Here is a 10,613-nt window from a genome sequence, read left to right on the forward strand (position 1 = left end):
CCGAAGGACGCCGTCTCCGACGTGAACCGGTCACCGGTGAGCTGCATACCGTCACCCGAGTCCCCCGCGAACCGGATGATCACCCGGTCGAGGCGACGGATCTGCTTGGTGGGTGACGCTGCCGTACCGGGGGGCATGGTGGTTTCCACGGACATGCGCGTGTCGGCTCCTGTCAGTCCCTGTGGGTTGTGGGTCGTACACGTGGCCAGGCCAGAGGCTAGTCAGGGTCGTTAGAGGGGCACTCGCGCGTGGTCCCACGCCGGTCGCGCCGACGGGATCACCGTGTCCGGTGCAGCGTCAGGTTGGGGCGTCCGTCGCGCGGTTGCCGCGGCCTGCGCGTGCCCGCGGCGACCGCCTCGGGGGCGGTGGCGTCCGTACCCGGTTCGCCGGCTCGTCGGCCGCGCCACTGCGCCAGGTCGGTGACGGTGCTGTGCGTGGTCGCGGGTGCGGGCGGCACGGGCGCCGGGGTGCGGGGACGTCCATGCTCCAGGACCTCGCGCAGCGTCTCACCGAACCGGGCGATGTCCTGAGGTGAGTTGTCGTGATGGACGGAGGCGCGCACCGCCGTCGTGACGCCGAGAGCGGGCAGGTACAGCGGGGTCTCCTGCGCGACCGTCTTCCATACGACGACACCCCGGGCCGCAAGCTCCCGGCGCACCACCGCGGCGGACAGTTCGTCGTGCCGGAAGGTGAGGATGCCGGACTGGATCCGCCCGGGGGCGATCAGTTCGGTGCCCGGTGCCTTCTCGACGACGGCGCGGAGTTCCGCGACCAGGTCCTCGTCCGGCAGGGCCGTGGTGTGCTCGGCCAGTGCCGTGTTCAGCGCGGCCACGGCAGCGCCGTGCGGCGGTACGACCGGTTCGGCACCGGCCGGCCCCAGCAGAGCCCTGAGCCGCGGCGACGTGTGGGCGAAGCCGACCGACTGCGGGCCGCGCAGGAAGCGCCAGCCGTCGCCGGTGAGCAGGTCACTGCCGATCCGGGCCGCGTCCACGGGGAACTGGCCGACCGCGTAGGAGGCGTCGACGGCGTACACGCAGCGGTGCGGGGCGAGGATGCGGCCCACGTCCTCCACGGGATTGACGATGCCGCAGCCCGCCGGGACGTAGGTCACCGAGACGAGGGCGACGTCGTCGTCGATGTGGGTGGCCATCCACTCCAGGTCCAGGTCGCCGTCCGGGCGCAGCGGTACGACCTCCAGCGTGCAGCGGGTGCGGTCGCGCAGGGCGTACAGGGCGGTGAGGTTGGCGGCGCCCTCGTAGGGAGTCGTCCAGATGCGGTCGCCCGGGCCGAGCGGAAGGCGGGCGAGGAGGGTGGCGTACGCGTCGGCGGCGCCGGTGAACAGGGTGGTTTCGCCGGCCGGGGTGCCCAGCAGCGCGGCGAGGCGTTCGTCGATCTCGTCGTGGACGACGTCGTCGAGGTGCTCTTCCAGCTCGTAGGAGCCGTATCGGTCGTCGTGGCGCGTCCATTCCGTGAGGACCGCGCGTACGGCTGCGGGCATGCGGCCCAGACCAGCCGAGTTCAGGTGGACCATTCGGTCGCTGTGGGACGTCGCATTCACTTCAGGGGCCTCCCCCCGTGCGATGGGGCAATTGCTTGCCTGTTGCTTGGCAACAGATTGCCAAGAAGTACGAGGGGTTGGCAACGTGGGCTCAGGCGGCGCTCTAGTGGAGAGGCTTTGCCAGGCACTTCTGGCTCCTTTCTGGCCTCGGTCCCGGTTCTGCCCGGCTCCGTTCCCTAGGAATTGCCAAGTTCTGGCAGAGGGGTTCCCGTTCTGCCAAGACAGTGTGTTTGCGCAGGTCATGTGGTGTTCGGTGTGGCAATTCGGATGCGCCATCCGGTGCTCTGGGGCGCTTCTGACGCCGTTCTTGAGCCTATTTCGACCAATTCCCCAGCGATTTACGAGATTTCATTGCCAACCTTCTTGGCAAGAGGTTGCCAAGCAGCCGAAGTGAAGTTGACACAGAGGAGCCCACCATGAACCGCATCACCCGGATCGCCGCCACCGCCGCCGCCGTCGCCGCCACCGCCTTCTCCACCGTGGGTGTCAGCGCCGCCGCCGCTGAGGCCATCGGCTGGCCGACCACCGCGACGCGGCCGGCGACCACCACGGACGCCATCGGCTGGCCCGAGACCGCGACGAACGCGTCGGCCGCCGGCACCGACGACATCGGCTGGCCCACCGCCACCGCCGTCTCCGCCAAGACCACCGGTGACATCGGCTGGCCGAAGACCGCGACGAACGCGTCGACCGCGGGCACGGACGACATCGGCTGGCCCAAGACCGCCACGACCGTCTCCGCCACCGGCACCGACGACATCGGCTGGCCCAAGACCGCCACCGCCGTCTCCGCCAAGACCACCGGTGACATCGGCTGGCCCAAGACCGCCGGCACCGTCTCCGCCACCGGCACGAACGACATCGGCTGGCCCACCGTCGCCGCCGTCTGACCTTCGCTCTGCGCAACGGAGCCCTCTTCACCGAGAAGCCCCCGCCGGCCACCGTGCCGCCGCGGGGGCTTCGGGCGTTCCGGGGGGCCGCCTGCCCGGTCGCCACCTCCGTCCCGGCTCCACCTCCCTTAAAGGCGGTGATCCCATCCTTGCCCCGACCAGCGCGGTTCCAGCGAAGGGCAGGCACATGACGCAGGCTGGCAGGGCATCCGTGGCCGGTGCTCTGGAGACGGTCCTCGCCACCTGTGCGGTGGGACGTTCCCGGGTGGTAGTGATCGAGGGCGCCGCCGGCTGCGGCAAGAGCCACCTCCTGGACGCCGTGGCCGAACGGGCCATAGCCGCCGGAGCATTGGTGCTCACCGCGACCGCCACCGAGGCCGGACACCGGGTGCCGCTCGGGCTGCTGCGCCAACTGGTCGGCAGCGCCCCGGCATTCGCCCTGCCCCGCACCGGTGCCGAGGACGCCGGGCCGACCGGGGAGGCGATGCGGACGTTCTGCGCGGAGCTGTGCGACCTCGCCCTGGCCGGGCCGGTCGTGCTGTGCCTGGACGACGTGCACCACGCGGACGCGCAGTCCCTGCATCACCTCAGGTATCTGGTACGGCACGTCCGGCCGGCCCCGGTCTTGGTGGTCGCGGCGGTCTCGTCGTACTCGGAAGAGCAGCAGCCCCTGTTCGGGACCGAGTCGACACGCGAGCCGCACTTCCGCCGGATCAGGCTCGGTCTGCTGACGCGCCGGGAGACCGCGGAGGTCGCGGACGTCACGGAGGTCGCAGAGGACACTGAGGTCACGGCGACCCGGACGGCTCGCACGGCTCGCACGGCCGTGGAGCTGCACCACATCACCGGCGGCAATCCGCTTCTTCTGCGTGCGCTGCTGGAGGAGGACCGTGTCGCCACCGCGTCGCCGCCGTCGGCGCCCGCTCTCGACGGGCCGTTCGCCGCGGCCGTCGCCTCCTGCCTGCGGCGCAGTGGCCCGAACGCCCTGGCGACGGCCCGGGCGGTGGCGATCCTGGCGGACCGGGCCACCGAGTCCCTGGTCAACCGCATGCTGCGCCCCGACGCCGACGGACCCGCCACGTCTCCCGACGCCACCGCTGCCGGTCCGGCCGCCCTGCGCGCGTGCGGTCTGCTCGACGGTGTCCGCTTCCGGCACCCGTCCGTCCCGGCCGCCGTACTCGCGGACACCTCACCCCGCCTCCGCGCGGACCTGCACCGACGGGCCGCGCTCGCGCTCGCCGCGGCGGCAGCGCCCGCCGACGTGGTGGCCGACCACCTGCTCGCGCCTCGGGCGGAGGGCCTACGGGTGCCCGTACGCCCCGAGGACTTCACCCTCCTGATGCACACCGCCGAGGACCTGCTGGCCCGGCGCCCCGGGGGCTGCCGTACCGAGCAGGCCGAGCGCCTCCTCGAACTGGCCCACGGAATCTGCCCTGACGAGGCCGCCCGCACCGGTGTGGCCCTGCGGCTCGCGCAGATCGCCGCGCGCCGCGATCCGGAGGCCGCCGAGCAGCGGCTGGCCGCGCTCGCCACGGGCCCGCGTGCGCACGTGGCCGCGGCGGCGGAGCACCGGTCGCGGCTGGCCGGGATGCTGCTCGCGCAGGGACGGATCGCCGAGTCGGCCGCACTGCTCGGGGCCCGCGACGACACCACGGTCGAGTCCCCCGTCGCCGTCGAATCCCCTGTCGATACCCCTTTCGACACCTTGCTCGACACCCGTGCGGCGGACTCCGAGACGCTGCTGCGGTCGACGCGGCTGACGGACGACGGGCTGGCCCAGTTGGTGGTGGCGGTGCGCACACTGCTCTACTCCGACCGGCCGGAAAGTGCCGTGCCGGCGAGCGGGCGGCTGCTGGAGGAGGCGGAGGCGGCCGGGGCGCCCGGCTGGCGCGCGGTCTTCGCGACGCTGCACGCGGAGGCACTGCTGCGAATGGGCGACGTGCGGGGCGCCCATGCGCATGCGACGGCGGCACTCGAGGCGTTGCCCGCGGGCGGCGGCGGATCCTTCCGCTACGGACCGGTCGCGGTGCTCGTCGAGGCCTGCGGCGCGCTCGGCCGGTACGCCGAGGCCGCTGGACACACCCGGCTGCCCGTCACCCGACGGGTGCTGAACACCCTGTACGGCCTGCAGTATCTGCGCGCCCGCGGCCTGCACCAGCTGGACCTGGGACGGGCCCGGGCCGCGCTCGCCGACTTCCGCAGGATCGGTCGTACGGTGCAGCTGTGGCGGGCGGACCGGCCGGCGTGCCTGCCGTGGCGTACGGACGCGGCCCAGGCGTTGCTGCGGCTGGGCAGGGTCCGGCAGGCGCGCGAGCTGACGGAGGAACAGCTGGCGTTGCCGGACGCCCGGCGTCCCTGGGTACGGGGTCTGTCCCTGCGGTCGCTGGCCGCCGCCTCCGAACCCGACCGGCGCAGTGTTCTGCTCCGTCAGTCCGTGGAGCAACTACGGTGCGGCGGAGCCCGGTTGGAGACCGCACGGGCCCTGGCCGACCTGGGGCACGCCCTGCACGCGGACGGCGGCCCGTCACAGGGGGCGGCCACTCTGCGTGCCGCCTGGAACCTGGCCCAGCAGATGGGGGCGGTCGCCCTGCGCGACCAGATGCTGCCCGGTTCCGGTGGTGTCGTCGTCCACGGCGTGGCCGCGCCGGAGTCGCTGACCGAATCCGAGCGGCGGGTGGCGGCGCTGGCGGCGCAGGGGCTGACCAACCGCCAGATCGCGGCGCGGCTGTACGTCACGTCGAGCACGGTCGAGCAGCACCTGACACGCGTCTACCGCAAGCTGGGTGTCCCCGGACGCACCGGCCTTCCCGCGGACCTGGACCGTGCCCCGGCCGGTGGCGTCACGGTGACCGGCTGACCCGGGCGGCGGTCCTGCCGTACGGCAACTGCCGCATGTACTGGGGGAATCGGGGGTCAGGCGCATACGGACCGAACTGTGATCCGGTCGCCGGCGTTCCCCCGCTGCGGCGTCCCGGTGCATGCCGCACGTGAAGAAGTAGGTCTCCCGCCGTGACCGGTCCCGTGAGCAAGGCGCCGTGACGCCGCCCCGTCCTGGAGGACGGGGCTTCTCGCCATGCCGGGTTGGCGTCGCGACGGACCAGCCCGGCCCGTAGAACATTGACGGCGCCCACCGTGCCGGCGTGCGCGTTGCGGCCGCACGAGACGCAGTGGAACTTCTCCTGTGGGGGCCGGTTCTCCTTCGCGGTGTGCCCGCATCCGGGACAGGTGCGGGAGGCGTTGCGCGGGCCGACGGCGACGACTTCCCGTCCGGCGCTTTCAGCCTTGGCGTGCCGGACCCCTCACGCCCGCCTGACCAGGAGGCCATACGCCGACAAGGCTTGGCAGTAGGCCGATTGGGCTCCTGGTCATTCGTCGACGGAACTCGCCCAGCACTGTGTGACCGTGGGCGGCCCGGCTCTCGCCACCTGGCAACACGTCCCCCTCCCACTGGCACGGAACCACCCCCTCCCACCTGCGGCTCAAGCACCGCTCCACCGTTCCGAGACGCATCCTCAGGAGCACCTTGCCAGCATCTTGGCAAGGTTTTGCCAAGCCGGAACGCGCTGTCGTGTCGTAAGGAGCGAGTGCTGATGTCCATCTCCAGCCTCATCGAGTCGGTACTGACCGCTCACCCGGCCGTGTCCGCGGCAGCGGTGTCCGTGCACGGGACGGAGGAAGGCGACGAGCGGCTCGTCGCGCACGTGGTGCCCGCGGCTCCGGTGGCGGCGGCCGTCGCGGAGGACGCGCAGATCGCCGGGTGGAGGAAGATCCACGAAGCCCTGTACGCCGTCGGCCCCGGGGTGGCCGGGCCGGAGGGCGACTTCAGGGGCTGGAACAGCGCCTACGACGCGCTGCCGATCCCGCTCGAGGACATGCGCGAGTGGCAGGCGGCCGCCCTGGAGCGGGTGCGTGAGCTGCCGCGGCGCCGGATCCTGGAGATCGGCGTGGGCACCGGACTGCTGATGGACCGTCTGGCCCGTGAGGAGGACGTCCAGGAGTACTGGGCGACCGACTTCGCCGCCTCCGCCGTCACCGCGCTCACCGCCCGGACGCACGCCGACCCGGTCCTGCGGGACAAGGTCCGGCTGCGCCGCCAGGGCGCCGAGGACACCACCGGGCTGCCCGCCGGGTACTTCGACGCGATCGTCGTCAACTCGGTGGTCCAGTACTTCCCCAGCCTGGCCCACCTGCGCACCGTGGTCGAGCGGTTGCTGCCGCTGCTCGCCCCGGGCGGCTCCGTCCTGCTGGGCGACCTGCGCAACCTCGACCTCGCCCGCTGCCTCCACACCGGTGCGGAGCTGTCGCGGCCGGGCGCGGCCGGGGACAGCCGCGAGGCGCTGCGCCGCTCCGTCGACAGGCGCATGGCCGCGGAGACCGAACTCCTGCTCTCCCCCGCCCTGTTCGCCGCCCTCACCCGTGAACTGCCGGCGCTGCGCACGGTGGACGTACGCGTCAAGCGGGGCGCCCACCACAACGAGCTGACCCGCTACCGCTACGAGGCCGTCCTGTCCACCGCCGAGCCGGCCGCCGACCTCACCGCAGCGCCCGTCGTCCGCTGGGGCCGTGAGGTCTCCTCCGTCGCGGAGGCCGAGGACCGCCTCAACGCCCACCGCCCCGCCGTGCTGCGGCTGGCCGGGATCCCCAACCGCCGGGTGCACGACGAGTACTGCGCGATGCGGTCCCTGGACAATCCGCTGGAGAGCGTCGACCTGGCCCCCCAGGACGCACCCGCTCCCGACCCGGAGGCCCTGTGCGCGGCCGGCGAGCACCTGGGCTACCGGGCCCTGCCGACCTGGTCCGGGGAGGGCGCCGAACTGCTCGACATCGTCTTCGTCGACCCGGACCTGGTCCCCGCGGGCCCGTTGACCGGCGTGTACGTGGCACCTGCCGCCGCCGTCGAGGAGTGCGCCAACGTGCCGACCGCCCTCGACGGCACCGTGGACCTGGAGGCCGTCCTGCGCGGCCATCTCCGCGAGCGGCTGCCCGACCACGTCGTGGGGGGGGGGGGCGCGCCCCCGCGGGGGGGGCCCCGGGCCGCCGAGGCGGTACCGGACGCGGAGGTCGGCCGCCGCCGAACGCCGGTCTCCGGGCCCTCGGGGTCCGCCGTGTTCTGCGCCGCCTTCTGCCGGGCTGCCCTCAGCGCCTCCCGGGCGGCATCGCCCGGACGCCCGCCGGGAGGGACCGTCGCACCGGCCCGCTCCGCGGCGGCCCGTGGAGCGGGTGGGTCACCGGCTCCGTCGGTGGTGCCCGGCGTTTCCTCGCCGGGACCGGTCTCCTGGGCGCGGCCCTCATCGCGTCGCGCCGAAACGGCCGACCGGAGGGCCGCCCGCGCGACGTCCCCGGGCCTCGCTCCCTCGGCGACGGGCGTGTCGGCTCCGCGCTCGGCCTCGGCTCCGGGCGCCTGCGCTTCGGCCCCGGCGTGCTCCGCGGACACCCGCGCCCCGCGCGCGATCGCCCCCGCGGGCGCCCCCTCGGGCGTCTCCTCGGGCGTCTCCTCGGGCGGTGCCGCCGTGCCCGCCCGCTCCCGCGCGGCCCTCAGTGCCCGGCGGGCGGCGTCGCCGGGACGCCGTTCCCCGCCCGTCACGACGACCTCCGCAGCGACACCAGGTCGGACAGCTCGCGGTCCGTCAGTTCGGTGAGGGCGGACTCGCCCGAGCCGAGGATCGCGTCGGCCAGCGCACGCTTGGACGCCAGCATCTCGGCGATGCGGTCCTCGACCGTGCCCTCCGTGACGAGACGGTGGACCTGGACCGGCTGCGTCTGGCCGATGCGGTAGGCGCGGTCGGTGGCCTGCTCCTCGACCGCCGGGTTCCACCAGCGGTCGAAGTGGATGACATGGCCCGCGCGGGTCAGGTTCAGGCCGGTGCCCGCGGCCTTCAGGGACAGGATCAGCACCGGGGTGCGCCCGCTCTGGAAGCGGTCCACCATGCGCTCGCGTTCCGGAACCGGCGTGCCGCCGTGCAGGAGGTCCACGGGGACGGCGCGGGCGGAGAGGTGAGAGGCGATGAGGCGGGCCATCCCGACGTACTGGGTGAAGACGAGCGCCGAGCCGTCCTCGGACAGCAGGGTGTCCAGCAGCTCGTCGAGCAGGGCGAGTTTGCCCGAGCGGGCGGGCCGGCCGTCGCCCTGGGCCTCCTCCTTCAGATACAGCGCGGGGTGGTCGCAGATCTGCTTGAGCGCGCCCAGCAGCTTCAGGACCAGGCCCCGGCGGGCCATGCCCTGCGCCGTCTCGATGGCCAGCAGCGACTCCCGCACCACCGCCTCGTACAGCGCGGCCTGTTCGCGGGTGAGCGGGACCGGGTGGTCGGTCTCCGTCTTGGGCGGCAGTTCCGGGACGATGCCCGGGTCGGACTTCTTGCGGCGCAGCAGGAAGGGGCGCACCAGGCGGGCCAGCCGGGCGACCGCCTCCTCGTCCTCGCCGTTCTCCACGGCGCGCGCGTGCCGGGCGCGGAAGGACTTCAGGGGGCCGAGCAGCCCGGGGGTCGTCCAGTCGAGCAGGGCCCACAGTTCGGAGAGGTTGTTCTCCACCGGGGTGCCGGTCAGGGCCACGCGCGCGGGGGCCGGGATCGTGCGCAGTGCCTTCGCCGTCGCGGAGTACGGGTTCTTGACGTGCTGTGCCTCGTCCGCGACCACCATGCCCCAGGGCTGCTCGGCCAGCCGCGGGGCCGTCGACCGCATCGTGCCGTACGTGGTGAGGACGAAACCGCCGTCCAGGTCGTCGAGGGTGCGGTCCGGGCCGTGGAAGCGGCGGACGGGGACGCCGGGGGCGAACCTGGCGATCTCCCGCTGCCAGTTGCCGAGCAGGGAGGCCGGGCAGACGACCAGCGTGGGCTCCTCGCGGGCCCGCTCGAGGTGCAGGGCGATGACCGTGATCGTCTTGCCGAGGCCCATGTCGTCGGCGAGGCAGCCGCCCAGGCCGAGCGAGGTCATGAGGGAGAGCCAGGCCAGTCCCCGGAGCTGGTAGTCGCGCAGCGTGGCGTGCAGGCCGGCGGGCGGCTCGGCCGGGCGGAGTCCGGCCGTCAGGCGGTCGCGCAGGGCGGCCAGCGCGCCCACCGGCACGGCTTCGACGGTCTCTCCGTCGATCTCCGCGGTGCCGGTGAGCGCGACGGACAGGGCGTCGACCGGGTCGAGCAGGCCCAGTTCGCGTTTACGGGCCTTGCGGACGAGGGCCGGGTCGACGAGCACCCAGCGGTCCCGCAGCCGGACGACCGGGCGGTGGGCCTCGGCGAGCGCGTCCATCTCGGCGTCGGTGAGCGGGTCGCCGCCCAGCGCGAGCTGCCAGCGGAACTGGAGCAGCTCCTCGCTCTCGAAGAAGCCGTTGCCGTCGGTCGCCGAGCCGGGCGCGGACCGTACCACCGCGGCCGCGCTCAGATCCTGTGCCAGGTCCCGGGGCCAGTGCACGGCGACGCCGGCCGCGGCGAGCCGGGTCGCCGCCACGCCGAGCAGTTCGCCCAGCTCCTCCTCGGACAGGGCCAGTACGTCGGGCACGTCCTGCTCGGAGAGCCGGTCCAGCGGCGCCCACACGCGGGCGGCACGGCGCACGGCCAGCGCCGCGTCCACGCGCGCCCGGGGGCCGAACGCGGCGTCGGCCTCGCCCGCCCACAGGGCCGCCGCGTCGGCCACGAGGGTGGGGTCGGCGAGACTGTGCACCTGGACGATCGCCGCGCCCGCGCCGCGCGCCCGGTCACCGCCCGCGCCGGCGTCGAACAGGTCGTACGCGGACAGGTCCAGGCGCAGCGAGATCCGCACGCCCGCGTCCATCCCGGCGGCGACCTCCGCGGCCCACTCGTGCGCGCCCGGCAGATGCTGCGGCTCACGGGCGGCAAAGGGCTTCCCGGCGGTGTACGGCGCGGCCGGGGTGCGGGGCAGGGTGTCCGCGACCGCGTCGAGGAAGGAGCGCACCAGGGCTTCCGGATCGGGCAGCAGCAGCGGGCCGGGGCCGGGCAGGGGCACGGCGTGGCCCTCGGCGGGGAGGGCCGCCGCGACGGCCCGCAGATGGGCGATGTCGTCGGGCTCCAGGGGACCGGCGCGCCAGGCGTCGTGTCCGCTGGGTGTCAGGCCGGGCAGCAGGCGGCCGCGGGCGGCGAGCCGCAGCGCGTGCAGGGCGGCGGCGCCCCAGCAGGCGGTGGCGGGGTGGGCGGCCGGATCGCGCCGGGCGCGCACGA

At 74.1% G+C, this 10,613-nt stretch carries 5 protein-coding genes and 1 pseudogene; 3 read left to right on the forward strand and 3 right to left on the reverse strand.

Features of this window, described 5'->3' with window-relative positions:
- Positions 1 to 277: 277 nt before the first annotated feature.
- The gene (locus tag ACFW2E_RS30435) at positions 278 to 1,498 is read right to left on the reverse strand and encodes an aminotransferase class V-fold PLP-dependent enzyme (RefSeq protein ID WP_384470289.1); all 1,221 of its coding nucleotides are present in this window, start codon (positions 1,496 to 1,498) and stop codon (positions 278 to 280) included.
- 476 nt (positions 1,499 to 1,974) lie between these two features.
- Between ACFW2E_RS30435 and ACFW2E_RS30440 the strand changes: the two genes are divergently transcribed.
- Together ACFW2E_RS30440 and ACFW2E_RS30445 are read left to right on the forward strand one after the other, a co-directional pair.
- Positions 1,975 to 2,448 (forward strand): hypothetical protein, encoded by a 474-nt coding sequence (locus ACFW2E_RS30440; RefSeq protein WP_384470290.1) that lies wholly within the window; start codon positions 1,975 to 1,977, stop codon positions 2,446 to 2,448.
- Positions 2,363 to 5,305 (forward strand): BREX system ATP-binding domain-containing protein, encoded by a 2,943-nt coding sequence (locus ACFW2E_RS30445; RefSeq protein ID WP_384470291.1) that lies wholly within the window; start codon positions 2,363 to 2,365, stop codon positions 5,303 to 5,305. The genes ACFW2E_RS30440 and ACFW2E_RS30445 overlap by 86 nt, the downstream gene beginning before the upstream one ends.
- On the opposite strand, the pseudogene ACFW2E_RS30450 reads toward ACFW2E_RS30445, so the two are convergent.
- A pseudogene (locus tag ACFW2E_RS30450) lies at positions 5,289 to 5,723 on the reverse strand (zinc ribbon domain-containing protein); the annotation flags it as partial. The gene ACFW2E_RS30445 and the pseudogene ACFW2E_RS30450 sit on opposite strands and share 17 nt — an antisense overlap.
- Positions 5,724 to 6,038: 315 nt before the next feature.
- Between ACFW2E_RS30450 and ACFW2E_RS30455 the strand changes: the two are divergent.
- Positions 6,039 to 8,087: an SAM-dependent methyltransferase gene (locus ACFW2E_RS30455; protein WP_384470292.1), complete on the forward strand. Its 2,049-nt coding sequence runs from the start codon at positions 6,039 to 6,041 to the stop codon at positions 8,085 to 8,087.
- Here the strand turns inward: ACFW2E_RS30455 and ACFW2E_RS30460 are convergent.
- Positions 8,029 to 10,613 (reverse strand): DEAD/DEAH box helicase (locus tag ACFW2E_RS30460; protein ID WP_384470293.1); only part of this gene is annotated, 2,585 nt, incomplete at its 5' end. The genes ACFW2E_RS30455 and ACFW2E_RS30460 overlap by 59 nt on opposite strands.

The organism is Streptomyces sp. NPDC058964 (assembly GCF_042741275.1).
GTDB lineage: Bacteria > Actinomycetota > Actinomycetes > Streptomycetales > Streptomycetaceae > Streptomyces.

Bases quoted from the DNA above. Each gene is read 5' to 3' on its own strand.
- ACFW2E_RS30435 (WP_384470289.1), bottom strand. From the start codon at position 1,498: ATGCCCGCAGCCGTACGCGCGGTCCTCACGGAATGGACGCGCCACGAC.
- ACFW2E_RS30440 (WP_384470290.1), top strand. From the start codon at position 1,975: ATGAACCGCATCACCCGGATCGCCGCCACCGCCGCCGCCGTCGCCGCC.
- ACFW2E_RS30455 (WP_384470292.1), top strand. From the start codon at position 6,039: ATGTCCATCTCCAGCCTCATCGAGTCGGTACTGACCGCTCACCCGGCC.